This window comes from Streptomyces sp. C36 (assembly GCF_040932295.1).
Taxonomy (GTDB): domain Bacteria; phylum Actinomycetota; class Actinomycetes; order Streptomycetales; family Streptomycetaceae; genus Streptomyces; species Streptomyces triculaminicus.
This window is the reverse complement of sequence record NZ_JBFQGI010000001.1, coordinates 654,603-671,474: the sequence shown is the minus strand read 5'-3', so window position 1 is coordinate 671,474 and position 16,872 is coordinate 654,603. Positions and strand designations below refer to the sequence as shown.

General features: G+C 73.5%; 15 protein-coding genes. 8 read left to right on the top strand and 7 right to left on the bottom strand.

The window, feature by feature from the left end; all coding sequences use genetic code 11:
* Nucleotide 1: 1 nt before the first annotated feature.
* Both AB4K12_RS02955 and AB4K12_RS02950 read right to left on the bottom strand, forming a co-directional pair.
* Complete coding sequence (locus AB4K12_RS02955) at nucleotides 2-961, bottom strand: D-2-hydroxyacid dehydrogenase family protein (RefSeq protein WP_368432638.1); 960 nt, start codon at nucleotides 959-961, stop codon at nucleotides 2-4.
* 96 nt (nucleotides 962-1,057) lie between these two features.
* On the bottom strand, nucleotides 1,058-2,566 hold the full coding sequence (locus AB4K12_RS02950; protein ID WP_368432637.1) for an SDR family oxidoreductase: 1,509 nt from the start codon (nucleotides 2,564-2,566) through the stop codon (nucleotides 1,058-1,060).
* A gap of 135 nt (nucleotides 2,567-2,701) precedes the next feature.
* Between AB4K12_RS02950 and AB4K12_RS02945 the strand changes: the two genes are divergently transcribed.
* The 7 genes from AB4K12_RS02945 to AB4K12_RS02915 all read left to right on the top strand — a co-directional run bounded on the left by AB4K12_RS02945 (nucleotide 2,702) and on the right by AB4K12_RS02915 (nucleotide 9,032).
* Complete coding sequence (locus AB4K12_RS02945) at nucleotides 2,702-3,196, top strand: peptidylprolyl isomerase (RefSeq protein WP_368432636.1); 495 nt, start codon at nucleotides 2,702-2,704, stop codon at nucleotides 3,194-3,196.
* 336 nt (nucleotides 3,197-3,532) lie between these two features.
* On the top strand, nucleotides 3,533-4,786 hold the full coding sequence (locus AB4K12_RS02940) for a cytochrome P450 (protein ID WP_368432635.1): 1,254 nt from the start codon (nucleotides 3,533-3,535) through the stop codon (nucleotides 4,784-4,786).
* 143 nt (nucleotides 4,787-4,929) lie between these two features.
* The gene (locus tag AB4K12_RS02935; RefSeq protein ID WP_368432634.1) at nucleotides 4,930-5,826 is read left to right on the top strand and encodes an SDR family oxidoreductase; all 897 of its coding nucleotides are present in this window, start codon (nucleotides 4,930-4,932) and stop codon (nucleotides 5,824-5,826) included.
* A 170-nt stretch (nucleotides 5,827-5,996) separates the two neighbouring features.
* The gene (locus AB4K12_RS02930; protein WP_368432633.1) at nucleotides 5,997-6,197 is read left to right on the top strand and encodes a hypothetical protein; all 201 of its coding nucleotides are present in this window, start codon (nucleotides 5,997-5,999) and stop codon (nucleotides 6,195-6,197) included.
* An 86-nt stretch (nucleotides 6,198-6,283) separates the two neighbouring features.
* On the top strand, nucleotides 6,284-6,910 hold the full coding sequence (locus AB4K12_RS02925) for a hypothetical protein (RefSeq protein WP_368432632.1): 627 nt from the start codon (nucleotides 6,284-6,286) through the stop codon (nucleotides 6,908-6,910).
* A 128-nt stretch (nucleotides 6,911-7,038) separates the two neighbouring features.
* Nucleotides 7,039-8,205, top strand: a complete 1,167-nt coding sequence (locus AB4K12_RS02920; protein WP_368432631.1) for an aminotransferase class I/II-fold pyridoxal phosphate-dependent enzyme — start codon at nucleotides 7,039-7,041, stop codon at nucleotides 8,203-8,205.
* Nucleotides 8,206-8,243: 38 nt separating this feature from the next.
* The gene (locus tag AB4K12_RS02915) at nucleotides 8,244-9,032 is read left to right on the top strand and encodes a hypothetical protein (protein ID WP_368432630.1); all 789 of its coding nucleotides are present in this window, start codon (nucleotides 8,244-8,246) and stop codon (nucleotides 9,030-9,032) included.
* 60 nt (nucleotides 9,033-9,092) lie between these two features.
* Here the strand turns inward: AB4K12_RS02915 and AB4K12_RS02910 are convergent, their stop codons facing one another.
* Together AB4K12_RS02910 and AB4K12_RS02905 are read right to left on the bottom strand one after the other, a co-directional pair.
* Complete coding sequence (locus AB4K12_RS02910; protein WP_368432629.1) at nucleotides 9,093-11,819, bottom strand: patatin-like protein; 2,727 nt, start codon at nucleotides 11,817-11,819, stop codon at nucleotides 9,093-9,095.
* A gap of 65 nt (nucleotides 11,820-11,884) precedes the next feature.
* Nucleotides 11,885-12,868 (bottom strand): helix-turn-helix domain-containing protein, encoded by a 984-nt coding sequence (locus tag AB4K12_RS02905; RefSeq protein ID WP_368432628.1) that lies wholly within the window; start codon nucleotides 12,866-12,868, stop codon nucleotides 11,885-11,887.
* An 80-nt stretch (nucleotides 12,869-12,948) separates the two neighbouring features.
* On the opposite strand from AB4K12_RS02905, the gene AB4K12_RS02900 reads away from it, so the two are divergent.
* Nucleotides 12,949-13,341 carry a cupin domain-containing protein gene (locus tag AB4K12_RS02900; protein ID WP_368433136.1) on the top strand — a complete coding sequence of 131 codons (393 nt, stop codon included), beginning with the start codon at nucleotides 12,949-12,951 and terminating at the stop codon, nucleotides 13,339-13,341.
* 10 nt (nucleotides 13,342-13,351) lie between these two features.
* Here the strand turns inward: AB4K12_RS02900 and AB4K12_RS02895 are convergent, their stop codons facing one another.
* The 3 genes from AB4K12_RS02895 to AB4K12_RS02885 all read right to left on the bottom strand — a co-directional run bounded on the left by AB4K12_RS02895 (nucleotide 13,352) and on the right by AB4K12_RS02885 (nucleotide 16,617).
* Complete coding sequence (locus AB4K12_RS02895) at nucleotides 13,352-15,508, bottom strand: tetratricopeptide repeat protein (RefSeq protein WP_368432627.1); 2,157 nt, start codon at nucleotides 15,506-15,508, stop codon at nucleotides 13,352-13,354.
* 155 nt (nucleotides 15,509-15,663) lie between these two features.
* The gene (locus tag AB4K12_RS02890) at nucleotides 15,664-16,182 is read right to left on the bottom strand and encodes a hypothetical protein (RefSeq protein WP_368432626.1); all 519 of its coding nucleotides are present in this window, start codon (nucleotides 16,180-16,182) and stop codon (nucleotides 15,664-15,666) included.
* A gap of 126 nt (nucleotides 16,183-16,308) precedes the next feature.
* A complete protein-coding gene (locus tag AB4K12_RS02885; protein ID WP_368432625.1) occupies nucleotides 16,309-16,617 on the bottom strand; it encodes a hypothetical protein in 309 nt (102 codons plus the stop codon).
* Nucleotides 16,618-16,872 lie beyond the last annotated feature (255 nt).

Genomic DNA, 16,872 nt, shown 5'->3' with positions numbered 1-16,872 from the left:
GTCAGCCGAGGAGGCGTACGGGTGAGCCCGCGAGGTACGCCTGGATGTCCTCGACGGCCTGGCCGTAGTACGTCCGGTAGTTCGCATCGGTGACGTAGCCGAGGTGCGGGGTGGCCAGGAGACGCGGCGCGGTGCGCATCGGGTGGTCGGCGGGGAGCGGCTCGATGTCGAAGACGTCGATGCCGGCGCCCGCGATGGTCCCGGCGTGCAGCGCGGCGAGGAGGGCGTCCTGGTCGACGATGGCGGCCCGGGAGGTGTTGATCAGGTAGCCGGTGGGTCGCATCAGGCCGAGCTCGGCGGCGCCGAGGAGGCCTCGGGTTCGGTCGCCGAGCGCGAGGTGCACGGAGACGAAGTCGCTGGTGGCCAGCAGTTCCTCCTTCGAGGCGGCCAGGGTCGCGCCGACCTCGTCGGCGCGTTCCCGGGTGAGGTTCCGGCTCCAGGCCACCACCTCCATGCCGAAGGCGAGGCCGACCTGGGCGACCCGGCCGCCGATCTTCCCGAGGCCGAGCAGGCCCAGTCGCCGGCCGTGCAGGTCGGCGCCGACGGTCGACTGCCAGGGGCCGCCCTCGCGCAGGGCGGTGGCCTCGGGCACGATGCCCCGGGCGAGGCCGAGCAGCAGCGCCCAGGTCAGTTCGACGGGCGGGGTGGAGGAGCTGGCGGTGCCGCATACGGTGACGCCGTGCCGCCGTGCGGCCTCGAAGTCGATGACCGAATTGCGCATGCCGGAGGCCACCAGCAGCTTCAGGCGGGGCAGCCGGGCGAGGAGGCCGGCCGGGAACGCGACGCGTTCGCGAAGGGTGACCACGATGTCGAAGTCCTCGAGCGCGGCGGCGAGTTCGTCCTCGGCGGCGAAGTGCCGGGGTATGGAGACGACGTCGACGTCACCGGCGATGGGCGACCAGTCGGCCACCGTCGTCGCGACCTGCTGGAAGTCGTCCAGAACGGCACAGCGAAGCTTCATCTCGGCTCTCCAGGGCTCGTGCGGGTTGCGGTCGTGGCGGCGCCAGGACTCCTGGCCACCATGATCATCCCGCAGCGGGCCGGAGCCGTCCCGCGGTCAGGCCGGCCGGGCCGCCGTGGCGGCCCGGGTGATGTTCTTCGCCATGCCGCCGAAGACGACGGCGTGGAAGGGCGAAACGCTCCACCAGTAGGCGTGACCGAGCAGCCCGCGGGGATGGAAGAGGGCGCGCTGCCGGTAGCGGGTACGGCCGTCGGGGTCGCGGTCGACGGACATCTCCAGCCAGGCCAGGCCCGGCAGCCGCATCTCGGCACGCAGCCGCAGCAGCCGGCCCGGTTCGATCTCCTCCACCCGCCAGAAGTCCAGCGAGTCCCCCACCCTCAGCCGGTGCGCGTCACGACGGCCGCGGCGCAGGCCGACGCCCCCGGCCAGGCGGTCCAGCCAGCCGCGGGCCGCCCAGGCGAGGGGGAAGGAGTACCAGCCGTGCTCGCCGCCGATTCCTTCGATCACCCGCCACAGCCGCTCGGGCGGGGCGTCCACCGCCTCCTCCCGGCAGTCGGTGTAGAGGCTGCCCCCGGCCCAGTCGGGGTCGGTGGGCAGCGAGTCGCTGGGCGCGCCCGGCACGGCGGCGGACGACCAGCGCGTGGCCACCTGGGCGTCCCTCACGCGCTGCTGGGCGAGCCGGAGGGCCTCCTCGACGCCGATGAGGCCGGCCGGCGGGTCGGGAACGTACCTCGCGATGTCGTGTTCGCGGCAGACCACTTCGTGGCGCAGCGATTCGGCGAGGGGGCGGGCGATGGCGCCGGGAACGGGGGTGACCAGGCCGATCCAGAGGCCGGACAGGCCCGGCGTCAGCACGGGTACGGGCAGGACGATCCGGCGGGGCAGGCCGGCGACGGCGGCGTAGGCCTGCATCATGTCGCGGTAGGTGAGGACGTCCGGGCCGCCGATGTCGAAGGCGCGATTGACCTCGGGCGGCAGCTGGGCGCTGCCGACGAGGTAGCGCAGGACGTCCCGCACGGCGACCGGCTGGATGCGGGTGCCCACCCAGCTGGGGGTGACCATGAGCGGCAGGCGTTCGGTGAGGTAGCGCAGGATCTCGTAGGAGGCGGAGCCGGAACCGATGATGACGGCGGCGCGCAGGACGGCGGTGGGCACTCCCGAGCCGAGCAGGATCCGGCCGACCTCGGTGCGTGAGCGCAGGTGGGGCGACAGGCGGCGTTCGTCGACACCGGCCGGGGTGAGGCCGCCGAGGTAGACGAGGCGGCCGACGGCCGCGGCACGGGCCTGCTCGCCGAAGAGCCGGGCGGCCCGCCGGTCGGTGTCCTCGAACGACGCGCCGGTGCCGAGCGCGTGGACGAGGTAGTACGCCACGTCGACGCCCCGCAGCGCCTCGCCCAGCGACTGCGCGTCCGTCACGTCCCCCCGCACCACCTCGACGCGGTCGGCCCAGGGGTGGTCGCGCAGCTTCTCGGGGGACCGCGCCAGGCAGCGGACACGGTGTCCGGCGTCCAGGAGCTCCGGCACCAGGCGGCCCCCGATGTATCCGCTCGCGCCGGTGACCAGGCAGAGCGATCCGCCTCGGGTGCCGTCGTCCTCGCTTCGCATGCGCCGCCTCTTCTTCGTCCACTCCCATGCGCCACATTCACGACGAAATGGATCCCTATTGGTACATGATACGAAAAATCAGGGAACACGGAGCTGGTTTGCGTCCAAAGGGGCAGGGCATGTCAACTTATCCTCATGAGCAACGTGTTCTTCGACATCACCATCAACGACGAGCCGGCCGGCCGCATCGTCTTCAAGCTGTTCGACGACGTGGTCCCCAAGACCGCCAAGAACTTCCGCGAGCTCGCCACCGGCCAGCACGGCTTCGGCTACGAGGGCTCCAGCTTCCACCGTGTCATCCCCCAGTTCATGCTGCAGGGCGGTGACTTCACCCGCGGTGACGGCACCGGCGGCAAGAGCATCTACGGCGACAAGTTCGCCGACGAGAACTTCCAGCTGAAGCACACCAAGCCCGGCCTGCTCTCCATGGCCAACGCAGGCCGCAACACCAACGGCTCGCAGTTCTTCATCACCACCATCGTCACCGACTGGCTGGACGGCAAGCACGTCGTCTTCGGCGAGGTCGTCGAGGGCATGGACCTCGTCAAGAAGATCGAGGGCCTCGGCTCCGGCAGCGGCACCACCAAGGCCAAGATCACCATCGCCAAGTCCGGCGTCGTCGAGGCCTGACCCATCCGATGACCGGCCGCCGGTGACGGCGGCCGGTCACGGCCCGGGCCCCGGCGGACATCAGCCGGAGCCGGGCATCACCCGGAGCCGGGCATCAGCCCGCGGCGGTGCCGACGGCGTAGAAGAAGGCGATGGGCCGGCGCCCTGGTCTCCATCGGGAAGACCTCGCCCGTCCCGACGGCCTCGAGCCCCGCGGCCCGGCCGGCGTTCCTCACTGCTTTCCTGCCAACTCGGGCGCATGCCCGGGGGCCGTGCCACCATCGGTACGGCATGCACAGGACAGGTCGAGTCAGCGTGGGCGTGCGCGCCCACCACGACCCCTCGAGGAGCGTCGTCATGAGCGACCGCACACCGTCACCGCGTCCACCGCACCCCCTCGACCCCACCGGCGCCGGCGCGCACACGGAGGCCGGCCGATTACGGGACGCCGGCGCGGCCGTTCCCGTAGCGCTGCCCGGTGGGGTGGGGGCCGTCGCCGTCACGCGCTACCAGGAGCTGAAGGAGGTCCTCGCCCACCCCGACGTCGCCAAGAACGCCCGCCACTTCACCGCGCTCACCCAGGGCGGGATACCGGACGGATGGCCGCTGACGACCTTCGCCACCGTCGAGGGCATGACGACCGCCGACGGCGACGACCACCGCCGGCTGCGCACCTTGGTGACCAAGGCGTTCACCGCGCGCAGGATCGAGGCGCTGCGCCCCCGCGTCGAGGAGCTCACCGCCGCGCTGCTGGACCGGCTCGGTGAGCGGGCCGACGCCGCGGGCGTGGTCGACCTGCGCCGGCACTTCGCCTACCCGCTGCCGATGGGCGTCATCTGCGAACTGCTCGGCGTGGCACCCGGCATGCGGGACGACCTGCACCGTCTCTCGCAGACGATCGTGCGCACCAGCGCCACTCCGCAGGAGACCCGGCACGCCAACCGCGACATGGCCGCCGTCCTCCAGCGCGTCGTCGCCCAGCGCCGTGCCGCGCCCGGCGACGACCTCACCAGCGCGTTGATCGCCGCCCAGGAGGAGGGCGGGGACCGCCTCAGCGAGGGCGAACTCCTCGGCACCCTCCTGCTGTTGATCGTGGCGGGCCACGAGACGACGCTCAACCTGATCACGAACGCCGTACGGGCCCTGTGCGGCCACCCGGACCAGCTCGAGCTCGTCCGGGGCGGGCGGGCCGGCTGGGACGACGTCGTGGAGGAGACGCTCCGCTACGACAGTCCCATCGCCTTCTTCCCCTTCCGTTACCCCACGAAGGACCTGACCGTCGACGGCACGCTCATCGAGCGCGGCACCGCCGTCCTCGCCTCGTACACCGCCGCCGGCCGGGACGAGCGCGCGTACGGCCCGTCCGCCGCGCGCTTCGACGTGACCCGGCGCCCCGAGCCGCGCCACCTCTCCTTCGGACACGGCCCGCACTACTGTCTCGGCGCCCCGCTCGCCCGGATGGAGGCGACGATCGCGCTGAGGGCCTTGTTCGAGCGCTATCCGGGTCTCGCCCTCGCCGTGCCCGCCGACGAGCTTCCCCCGCACCCGAGCTTCGTCGGCAACAGCACGGACACGCTGCCCGTCCGGCTCGCGGCGGACACGACGCACTGACCTCCGGCGCCCTCCGCCTTGGTGCGTTTGGACGATTTTCCGCGCGATGACGTCCCGACGGTGTGGTGACGCCCGCTCACGGACGGCCCGTATCCCACAGTGAGAGCACAGTGAGAGCCCGGAACACCGACGGGAGAGCAGAGATGTCGCGCAGTGTCGTGGTGACGGGGGCGAGCAGTGGGATCGGACAGGCTACCGCCCTGCAGTTGGCGGGCGCCGGGTACGAGGTGTTCGCGACCGTCCGCAGCGAGGAGAAGGCCGACAAGCTGCGCGCCCGGGCCGAGGAGGAGGGTACGCGGCTGAGGACCATGGTCCTCGACGTCACCGACGGCGCGCGGTGCGCCGACGTCTTCGCCGAGATCGCCGGGCTGACCGGCGGAGGCCCGTGGGCGGTGGTGAACAACGCGGGCACGGCGCTGCCGGGGGCGATCGAGGACGTGGACGAGGACCAGGCGCGCCGGCTGATGGAGGTCAATCTCCACGCGCCGGCCCGTATCGCCCGGCTGGTGCTGCCCGCCATGCGCCATCGCGGCGACGGCCGCATCGTCAACGTCTCCTCGGTCGCCGCCCGGGCGGTCATGCCGTTCGCGGGCTGGTACAGCACCAGCAAGGCCGGGCTGAGCGCGCTCAGCCACGCCCTGCGCATGGAGGCGGCGCCATGGGGCGTACGGGTCGTGCTGGTCGAACCGGGCTTCCACGCCAGCCCCATGCTGGAGAACGCCGCGGACTCCTTCGAGCGGCGCGCCTCGGTCTCCTCCCGGTACGCCGACTGCTACCGGGTGGCCTCCCGGTCGCTGCGGGACTCGTCCCGCTATCCCGGGCCGGAGCGGGTGGCCCGGGCCATCCACCGCGTGCTGGCCACCCCGCGCCCCAGGGCCCGTTATGTGCTGGGGACGGACGCGCGGGTGGGCGGGCGGCTCGACGCCCTGGTGCCCTACGCGCTCAGCGACCGCGTGAAGTCGGCGGCCACGGGGCTGAGCTCCGCCGCCAGGCTCGAGGGGCTGCTGGCACGGGCCGGCGGCGTGCACCGCCGCCCCTGACGGCGGTGCGCGAGGCGGTCGCCGCCGCCGGGCCGGTTCCCCGGGCGTGACCCGGGTGTCCCGGACGCGGCGGCTCCTTCGCGTTCGTGCCGGCGCGTTTGTGCCGGGCCCCAGGGGCAAGCCGGTCACTGTCACGCCTCCGACTCTCGGCAGCGCCGGAAGGAGCCCCCGTGGTCGCAGTCGCCCTGCTCATGCCTCCTCTGCTCCTGTGCCTGGTGCTCGCCCTCGGGCGGTACGAGGAGTGCCTGTTGAAGAGCGGTTCCGCCGAGCAGCCGCGCCAGGGGCTGCCCGGCCGGCCGCTGCGCGTCGTGCCCGATCCGCCCTCGTACGAGCCGCCCTCCGTCCCGGGCGAGGGCGGGCAGGCCGCCTGAGCACGGCACGGCACCACGTCGGCTTCTCGACGACATCGGCGTCGGAGCCGGACGAAACGCACGGAAGACGTACGGAAGGGGACTCCATGTCAACTCACGCACTGATCGCCGTAGCCGTCACGACGGCCGTCATCTTCCTCGGTGTCTCCGTGGCCGTCTGGGCCGTCGGACGCGGCGCGCGTACCGGCGGCGGCACTCTGCGGCGGCGCTTCGGGCCCGAGTACGACGCCGCCCTCGCCCGGCACGGCGGCGAACGCGAGGCGGCCGAGCGGGAACTGTCCGAGCGGCTGGGACGCTACGAACACCTGCGGGTCTCGCCGCTTCCGGCGGCGGCCCGGGAACAGTACGTCGCACGGTGGACCGGCATCCAGGAGCGGTTCGTGGACGCCCCGGCGCGGTCCGTGGCCGACGCGGAACTCCTCGTCGGCGAACTCGCCCGCGACCGCGGCTTCCCCTCGACCACCTGGGACGACATGGCCGACGCGCTGTCGGTCCACGCGCCCCGGAGCGTCCACGGCCTGCGCGAGCTCCACACGGCCTCGGTGGGCGGCCGCTCCCGGGAGGTCCCGACCGAGGAACTGCGCGAGGCGCTCGTCCGGGCGCGCGACCTCTTCGAGGACCTGGTCAGGGCCCGGCCGGAGGACCACCGCCCGCAGCGGCACGCGCGGCGCGGCGGGCCCCGGCCGGCGGTGAACCGGCTGCGGCGCCCGTGACCGTACGCACCACACGAGGCGCCCATCCGCGGCCCGCACGGGCGGGCCGCGGACGCCCTCTCGCGCCGCTCCCCCGCTCCAGGGCACGATTCCGGCAGTGAACGTCGGCTTCGTCGGAGGAGGCCCGTGTGACCGGTCGCGCGGAACGTCTGGAGCAGACGGAGAACCACCTGTTCTCCCTCGTCGACCGGGCCCGGGCCCTCGCCGGACAGGACGGCGTGGCGCCCATCCCGCTCGGGGTGGGCGACTGCGACCTGCCCGCCCCGCCGCATATTGTGCGGGCCATGCGCCAGGCCGTCCGCGACCCGGGCACCCACCGCTACCCGCCCTCCGCCGGCACCCCGGCACTGCGCGAGGCCGCCGCCCGGCACCTGGGCCGCCGGTTCGGACTGCGCGTCGATCCCGCCACCGGCGTCGTGGTCACGCTCGGCAGCAAGGAGGCGATGGCACACCTCACCATGGCGTACGCAGAGGCGGGCGACGTGGTGCTGGTCCCGGACCCGGCCTATCCGGTGTACGCGACCTGGGCCCGGTGGTGCGGGGCGGAGGTGGTCCGCGTGCCCCTGCGGGAGGAGAACGGCTTCCTGCCCGACCTGTCCGCGATACCCGCGGACGTGGCACGGCGGGCCAAGCTGTTCTGGGTCTGCTACCCCAACAACCCCACGGCGGCCCTCGCCACCGAGGAGTTCTACGCGCGTCTGGCGGAGTTCGCGCTCCGGCACGACATCGTGGTCGCCTCCGACGCCGCGTACAGCGACATCTACTACGACTGCGCGCCCCCGCCGTCCTTCCTCCAGGCGCCGGGCGCGATGGAATGCGGCATCGAGTTCCACTCGCTGTCCAAGGCGTACAACATGCCCGGCTGGCGGGTGGGCTTCGCCGTCGGCAACGCGGCGGTCGTGGACGCGCTGCGCACCGTCAAGGCCCATACCGACTCCGGCACGTTCGGCGCGGTCCAGCACGCCGCCGTCACCGCGCTCAACGACACCACGGGCTACCCGGCCCACCTCCGCTCCGTCTACCGCGAGCGCATGCGGCTGCTCTGCGACGGGCTCGAACAGGCCGGCCTGAGGGTGCTGCGGCCCCGGGCCACCTTCTCCTGCCTCGTACGCTGCCCGGAGGGCGACGACAGCGAGGCGTTCTCCAAGCGCCTCCTGCGGGACGCCCGCGTGCTGTCGATCCCGGGCAGCGGATTCGGTCCCGGGGGCGAGGGCTACGTGCGCCTGACCGTGTGCGCCGGCACCGACCTGATCCGCGAGGCGGTGCGCCGCATAGGGGCTTGCCACTGGGGTTAGGGTGCACGTGCACATTGCCGATCGTCGAGGGATGTTCCGTGGTCAACCCGCCGGGGCCGCCGCACCCGTACGCCAGCCCGCCCTACGGACAGCCGGCTTACGGCCAACCCTCGTACGGCCAACCCACGTACGGCCAACCCACGTACGGACAGCCGTCATACGGGCAGCCCTCCTACGGGCAGCCGCCCTTCGGCGGGCCGCCGCAGTGCGAGATATGCGGCGGCATGCCGGCCGTCCACGCCACCGTGCGCGGGCATCAGGGGATGGTCGTCATCATGCGCTTCCTGAAGCGCTCGGGGACGTTCTGCCGCCCGTGCGGAACGGCGCTGCACCGCCGGATGACCGCCGACACCCTCTGGCAGGGGTGGTGGGGCCCGCTCTCCATGGTGATCACCCCCTTCACCGTGCTCGCCAACGTGCTGGGCCCGCGAGGCACGTTCCGCCGCCTCGACCCTCCCTCCGGGGGTTGGCGGCCGCCGCTGGACCCGGGCAAGCGGGTGCTCCTGCGCCCGGCGGCCCTGCTGGTCACCCTCCCCGTCGCCCTCGTCGTCCTGGCGGTGCCGCTGCTGATCCTGATCGGCCTGCTGGTCGGGGACTCGAAGCCGGTGCATCTGTCCGTCGGCGACTGTGTCCGCAACAACGCCGAGTGGCCCCGACAGGACCTGGAAGCGGTCGTCTGCGGCTCCTCCCCCGACCAGTACCGGGTGTCGCAGGAACTCACCGGCCCGGGCGAGAACTGCGCAGCGGACGGCCCGGAGATCCCGTACATCGCCTACGCCGAGTACAGCGCGGAGGGCAACACGCTCTGCCTCGTCAGGGTGCGCTGACCCGCCTCGCGGAACACCGCGACCGGGTCGGCTCGCGGCTGCCGGCAACAGGCCCGCGCGTCACGGCCGGCTGCCGAACCGCAGCACTCGGTGCGCGAGCCGCAGGGACTTCCCGATGGTGCCGAACACCGGCCGGAGCGACCTCAAGCGGGCGGTGGCCCCTTCGACGGCGTTGGCGGCCACGGCGGCGCTCTGCACGATCGTGCGGGTCAACGCCTTGCTGCCGCGTTCGCCGGCGAATGTCTCCTGTGAGACGCGGCAGGCACCGAGCAGCGCGCGGACGTCTTCCGGCGGAACGGGTGCCCGGCCCGTCGGGCCTTGGGTCGCCGTCCTGTACGCGGCCAGGAAGTCGGCGGCGGTGCCGGCGTGTCCGTCCCGCTTGTCGTGTTCGGCCTGCTCGGCGACGCAGGGAAGTTCCTCCGCCGCGATGAGGCCCTGGAGTCCGCTCGCGACCCATTGTGAGGTGATGGGGAGGCTGGTGGGCAGGTCCGTCGCGTCGGGGTCGGAATCCCCGAGAAAGGCCAGTTCGGGTCGGGGGGCCTTGCCGGGAATCGGATCGAACACGCCCGGGGGTGGCGGGGAGCCGGCGATCTTCTCCAGTGCGGCCCTGATGTCCCCCGGTCCCCGGCGGTCCTCCACGACGAGCCGCTTCAGGTGACGCGGGGACAGCAGGACGTGGACGAGCCAGCCGGCACCGTCCAGGCGGCCCCACATCCAGTCGTTGGCGCGCCACGACCTCTTGTAGAACGCGCCGAAGTGGTTGAGCTGAAGGCCCGTGAGCTTCTCACCGGCCAGGCTGCGCGGGTCGAGGTCGGTCCTGGTGTCGGCGCTCATCTGGACGAGTTCCACCGCCTGCAAGGCGGCCGGCTCGTCCGGGAACATCACCTGCTGGGCGGCCTGCAGCTCGAACAGCCGCCGGGCCACCGACGCCGCGTCCGGCCCGGTGGCGGTCGTCGCGCCGGTCGTCCTGCCGGTCAGGTACTCCAGAACGTACCGAGCGTCCGCCGACGTCCTGTCACCCCCGCTCAGCAGGTCCGAGAGCAGCGGGCGAGCCTCCAGGACGACACCGGCGAGCTCACGCCAGCCGGCGCCCAGGTCCCCTGTGGCCTCCGCGGCCAGACGCCCGCGAACGGCGTCCCGCCATGCGTCGGACGCCGCCAGTCCGGCGATCGCACCGGGCGGCAGAGGGCCGGTGTCGGGAAGCCCCGCCTCGAGCCCCGTCGACGGGCTCTCCTCCGCGCGCCGGGGCACCGCGGCGTGAGCGGCGTCGAGGAGAGCGTTCAACGCGCTCCGGGCGTCCGGCACCCACCTGGCGAATCCCGCCCGGAGCAGCCGCACCACGGTGGCCTTCGCCCCGTCCAGAGGCAGCCGGCCGAAGGCCGCGAGCCGGCCGAAGACATCGGCGGAGGCGGAGGCCTCGGGGCTGTCGGGCATCATCCCGGTCAGTGCCTCGGCGGCCGCGGCCGTGAGGATCTCCAGGTCGCTGCCGAAGCCGACCGGGCGGCCGTCGGGCTCGCTGCGGCGGCCGTCGGCGATCAGCCCGCGCAGCGTCTCGTCGGCGGCGTCGCGTGCCAGAGCCCGGGCCCGTACGGCACGGTACTCGGCGTACAGACCGTCCCAGGCCAGGTCGCCTCCCTCGCCGGCGAGGAGAGCCAGGCGGCTCTCGAGGCTCCGTCGGCCGCGGGCCCGTTCGTTGTGGTCGGTGAGGGCGCGCAGCTCGGCGGTGATGGTCTGGGACCGGAGGGCGTTCACATCGGCCAGTAGGGCGGGTCCGAGGCCCGGGATGTCCTGCTGCCGGGGCTCCGCCGGGGCCGTCGGGGTGTCGCCGACGCCGGCGGAGGGCACGACGTAGGCCAGTACTCTGCGTACTTCCTTGTCCGCCCGCCGGTCGAAGATGGCCCGCAGGGCCGGCCCCAGCGGCCGGTTGGCCAGCAGTCCGCCGTCCGCGCAGAACTGCGTGCGGACGCCCTGCGTCATGAAGCCGGCCATGTCGGGGTGCTTCGTGTCACCCGATGTGCCGATCGGCACGTACGCCGGTTCGAAGGCGCCGGGGAAGGAGGCGCTGCTGCGCGCCGCCAGTGCGAGAGCGGGGAGGGCGGTGTCGTACTTCAGCTGGTCGGCCGTGAACGTGTACAGGCCCTGGTGGGTCGTGTCCCGGACAGCGGTCCCGTAGTCGTCCTTGAAGGTGCTCTCGAGGCCGGAGAGAAGAGTGGTGGTGATGAACACGTGCGTCGGGTCGCCCTCCTCGGGCTTGACGACCGGATCGCCACTGTCGAGGGTTTCCAGCGCCGAGCGGAGTCCGTTGAGCAGGACTTCGTCGCCGAGCAGCAGGGACGGCGGATTGCGCACGGAGGGGTCGCGCAGCAGTTTGCCGAGCGATCCCTCGTCGAGCCAGAGATCGCGCAGTTGGCCCAGATCGAGGCGGCGGGCGTTCGCCATGCCCAGGAACGCCGCGTTGATGCCCCCCGCGCTGGTGCCCGACAGCACGTCGATGCTGACGTCCAACCGCAGCAGCTCGAGCAGCCGCTGGTACTTCTCCACCTGGCGGCCCCGGACGGTATCGGTCCTCCGGTCGGACCAGCCGGCCGCCGCCAGGAGATTCATCTCCCGTGCGATGCCTCCCATCCACACGGCCAGGCTCACGCCGCCCGTGAACGTGGCGGCCAGCCGCAATTCGGACTGCGCCGGCCGCCTCGCCTCTTCTGTCCCTGTTTCCTCCACCCCACCATCGGAACGTCGATCGGCAAGGCCCGCATCCCGGGTCGTCCCGACGTGGAAGTCAGCCATCCCCGCTTGCTCCGGATGGCGGACACCCGGAGGCAGCAGGACCTCGCCGACCCATCGGACACGCCCTACGTCCCGAACCGGCGTCGGTACGCCGACGGGGTGAGGCCCGTCTCGCGCCGCATCAGCGCGCGCAGGGTGGCGGCCGTACCCAGGCCGCTGTGCCGCGCGACCACCTCGAGACGGGACTCGCCCCGCTCGATCAACCGGCGGGCGAGCGTGAGCCGTTCGCCCGTGAGCCAGGCCCAGGGCGTCGTACCCAGCTGCGCCCGGAACCGTCGGTGCAGGGTCGCGGAGCTGACCGCCGCGCGTGCCGCGAGGTCGGACACCGTCAGCGGGGTGTCCAGTCGCTCCTGGGCCCAGGCCAGTACGGGGGCCAGGGACTCGTCCGGCAGGTCGGGCACGGGCCGTTCGACGAACTGCCGCTGTCCGCCGTCCCGGTGCGCCGCGAAGACCAGTCTCCGGCTCACCGAGTTGGCGATCTCGGCTCCGTGGTCGCGGCGGACGACGTGCAGGCCCAGGTCGAGCGCGGCCGCGCTGCCGGCGGCGGTGAGGATGTCGCCGTCGTCGACGAACAGCACGTCGGGTTCGAGCCGGGCCGAGGGGAAGCGGGCCCGGAACGCGTCCGCCCACTGCCAGTGCGTCGTGGCCCGTCGTCCGTCGAGCACCCCTGCTTCGGCCAGCGTGAAGGCGCCGCTGCAGAAGCCGATCAGACGCGCGCCGCGCGCGTGCGCCCGCCGCACGGCCTCGAGCACCGCGGCCCGGCGGGGAACCTCGACGTCGGGCCGGTTCGGGACGATCAGCGTGTCCGCCGCGTCGGCGGCCTCCAGACCGGCGATTCCGGTGAGGGTGAAGAACCCGTCCCGCATCAGGGTGCTCGGGTCCGGCGAGCAGAGCCGGAAGTCGTAGAGGTCGCGCCCGAGCTCGGGCCTGCGCAGACCGAATATCTCGGTCGCGCAGCCGAGCTCGAAGGGGTTCGAGTTCTCGTCGACGATCACGACGACTCGATGCGGGCCGACGGCACGCTCCGCGTGCGAGGATCTTTGCGTCATGTGCGATTCCTAGCACTCACGCACGCCGTACGGAACACACGACGATGAGCCGCATGAACGACATGAACAGCACGAACGGCATGAACAACGAGCCCATCGCCCTGGCCGAGGCCCTGGCTTCCTTCGACTCCCTGTGGAGCCCCCGCATCCTCGCGCGGGTGAACGACTACGACGTCCGCATCACCAAGGTCCAGGGCGACCATCTGTGGCACGTCCACGACAACACCGACGAGTTCTTCCTGGTGCTCGACGGCGAGCTCCGTCTCTCCCTGCGCGAAGAGGGTGGGGAGCGTACGGTCGTGCTCCCCCAGGGAAGCGCCTTCACCGTCCCCCGTGGCGTCGAGCACAAGCCGTCCGCGCCGTCCGGCGCCGCGATCCTGCTCTTCGAGCCGGCCGGAACGCCGACCGTCGGCGACCGCCACGAAGAGATCCCGGATCACGTGGACGTGACGACCGGCCACGCCCTGCGGTGACGGCCTCACCTCACGACGACGTCCCCTCGCCCCGCCACCGCCGCAGGTCGGCGCGGACTCCGAGGGTCTCGATGTGGTCGGGCCCCAGCAGCCGCAGGTAGTCGCCGAGCAGTTCCTCGAGGGCGGCGGCCGCGCCCGCCGCGTCCCCCGCGAGCCCCTGGCACCGGGCCAGGCCGCGGCGGGCGTAAAGGGTGTTCGGGTGGTCGGGGCCCAGCAGTCGGAGGTCGTCGGCGAGCAGTGCGCTGTACGCGGCGGCGGAACCCGCCGCGTCGCCGGCCTCGCCCCGCCAGTGGGCGAGGTCGGAGCGGCCGGTGAGCAGAGTGGGGTGGTCGGGGCCCAGGATGCGCAGGTAGTCGGCGAGCAGGTGCTCGAAGGCGGCGGCGGCGCCCGCCGCGTCGCCGGCCGTCCCCCGCCACCACGCCAGCCCGTGGCGGACGTTCAGGGTGTCGGGGTGGTCGGGTCCGAGCACCCGCAGGTGGTCGGCCAGGAGCAGCTCGAAGCCGGCGGCCGCGCCCGCCGCGTCCCCCGCCTCGCCCCGCCAGTGGGTCAGGTTGCCACGGGTGACCAAGGTGTGGACGTGGTCGGGGCCCACCAGGCGCGTGTAGTCGGGCAGCAGTGCCTCGAAGCCCGCGGCCGCGCCCGCCGCGTCCCCGGCCATCCCCCGCCACCACGCCAGGGCGTGGCGGGTGTCCAGGGTGTCGGCGTGGTCGGCGCCCAGTACCCGCCGCGCGTCGCCGAGCAGCTCCTCGTACGCCCGTACCGCGCCGGCCGCGTCCCCGGTCGTGCCCCGCCACCAGGCCAGCCGGCCGCGGGCGCGCAGGGTTCCGGGGGCGTCGGGTCCGAGGGTGCGCAGGGCGGTGGAGCTCAGGTCCTGGAAGTGGGCCACGGCGTCCGCGACGAGACCGGCGTGGCCGAGGCTGTCGCCGGCGCGGAAGAGGACGTCGTGCGCGCCGGGCTGCCACAGGGCGGTGGGGGCGTGGGCGGTCAGCGCGGCGGTGTTGGCGCGAAGGGCCTGGGCGAGGGCGGTGTCGCGTTCGATGCCGGGCCAGACCGCGTCGAGCGCGTCGGCGCAGGTGCGGGCGAGTGCGTCCCGTGCGGCGTCGTCCGGCACGGCCTCCCGGGTGGCCCGTTGGACGAGCGCGTGGACGCGTACTTCCTGATGCGGCGTGCCGGGTGTGTGGTCGGCGAGGCTGAGCCGGTGCAGGCAGCGCAGCGCGGCCACCGCGTCCTCGGGGGTGACGTGGCGTCCGTCGCGGGCGAGGTGGGCCAGGGTCGGAGGCGCGGTCAGGACGACGCCGGGAATGCCGTTGGGGGCGAGCATGGCGACCAGCTCGAGCAGGGGCCGGGCCAGCCCGCGCGGGCGCAGCCGGTCGGCGTGTTCGACGGACAGGGACCAGGTGGCGGCCACGGTGGCACGGTGGGCGTCGGGCAGGCCGCTGTCCTCGGGGACCAGGTCGGGCAGGGTCCGTGCCCGGTCGGCCAGCAGGGCGCGGTAGGCGGCGCAGCCGAGGTGGAGGTCGACGAGGTACGTGGCGGCCTGCGCGAGCGCCAACGGCAGGTGGCCCAGGTCCCGGGCGAGCGCCACGATCTCGTGCGGGTCGTCCTCCCGTTCCCGGGCGGCGAGTTTCGCGGTCAGGTAGGCGGTGGCCTCGGCGGGAGTGAGGAGGCCGACGTCGATGCGGCGCCCGGGCAGGGCGGCGTCCCGGCGGCGGGTGGTGAGCACGGTACGGCCGTACGGGCGCGCCGGCGGCCACAGGCTCAACCGGCCGCCCACACCGCCGAGGTCGGCGGGGTCGGCGACGTCGTCCAGCACGATCAGCCACCGCCGATCGGTCGACTGCGTCCAGGTCAGGAAGCGTGCGGCGGCGCGTTCGGGGTCCTCGAGGCCGGCGCCCGGGGCTCCGTCGGCGCCGGTCACCGTGGCGACGGCCTCCGCGTAGGCGCCCAGGATCGCGTCCCTGCTGGTCGCGGTGACCCATACCAGCAGGTCCACGGCCCCGGCCTCCCACGTGGCGCGGGCGTACCGGGCGGCGAGCTGGGTCTTGCCGACCCCTCCGGTCCCGGACAGCGTCAGCGGCGGCGCGGCCGGGGCGTCCTCGACGACGGGCCGGTCCAGGGCGTCGACGAGGGCACGGTGCTGGAAGCAGTCCGCCTGAGGGGGAATCACCCCGACCGCCCGGGGCCACGCGACCTCCGGCGGTGGCGGGGCGTGGTACTCCAGGCGGCCGATGCTGTGGGCCGCGATGCTGTGGTTCTCGGCCCTGACCGCCGGAACGGCAGGGGCGGGGGCGACAAGCGGAAGCGTCGTGGTGCCGGGCGCGGTCAGCCCTGGTCCGGGCCCGGCTGCGGAGGGTTTCCCAGCGTCACGTCCCCCATGACGGCGGCGGCCGCCGAGCCGTGGTCGGCCCGGATGTCCACGTTCCCGCCGACGGCCAGTCCGCCGTCCCCCGCCGAGGGGCCGCGTGCCGTGCGCCGGGCCTCGGCGAGGAGTTCGCGCAACTGCCCGGCGATCTCCACGCGCCCGGCCTCGTCCAGGTTCTCCAGCAGGTCCTCGAACCGGGCCTGCCAGGACGCGCCGAGACGGAGGCGTATCCGGTCGGTCTCCGCGGGTCCGGCCTCCTCGAGCGCGGCCGCCGTCCGGTCGAGCCGCGCCACGACCGCCCCGGTCTCCGTCCCCGGCGCCCGGCCGAAGAGACGGGCCACCCGCTCGCGGAGCCCGTTCCAGGCGTCCGTTCCCGCCGCCGAAGCGACCGCCGTGCCCGCCGCCGAGGCCAGATCCATCAATGCCTGGTCCACCGCGTCCCCCTCGGCGTCGGCCCGCGCCCGAGCCGGGCGCGGCATTCGCGCCATCAGCGTATCGGCGCCGCACCGGAGTGCGCCCGTGGTTGCGGCGGGATGCGCTGGGCGCCGCACATGCCCGTGCCCTCCGGGATCACCCGGAGGGCACGGTGTGGAACAAGCCGTTCTTCAACGGTGGTAGTACAGGTGCCACTGGTAGTCGTACTGGCCGGGGTGCCGTTCCTCACGCTTGCAGCGGTACTCGCTCCACTTGTTGTCGTGCTTGCCCTTCTCTCCGGCCTCCTTGCAGGACTTCTCGTCGTCGTACCAGGCGCCCGGCTTCCAGTCCGCCTTCGCCTCCTCGCCCGCGGGGCTGCTCGTCGCGTTCGGAGTCTCCTCCGACGGAGCCGCGACGGCCGTCCCCGCCGTGCCGGCGAACAGCATCCCGACGGTGGCCGCCACCACCGCCGGGGCAAGGCGGAAGTTCCTCGATTTCACGGGGGTTCCCTCTCTCGTTCGAGCGTTTGCCCTGATAGTGGGCTCGGAACGGACCCCTCGGAAGCCGATGCCCCGGGCGCGTGGGAGTGGGGTTCCCGGCACGTCCCGCGCGGGCGGGTTCGAACCTCACGCGGCGTGAGGAGACGGGGGCGGAGGCCGAAACCCGGAGTGCGGCGGAGGGGCTGCCACCGGGAGCTACGGCCGGGCGGGCGCCGGCCGCCGGTAACGGGTTCGCCCACCGATGCGGCAGACTGC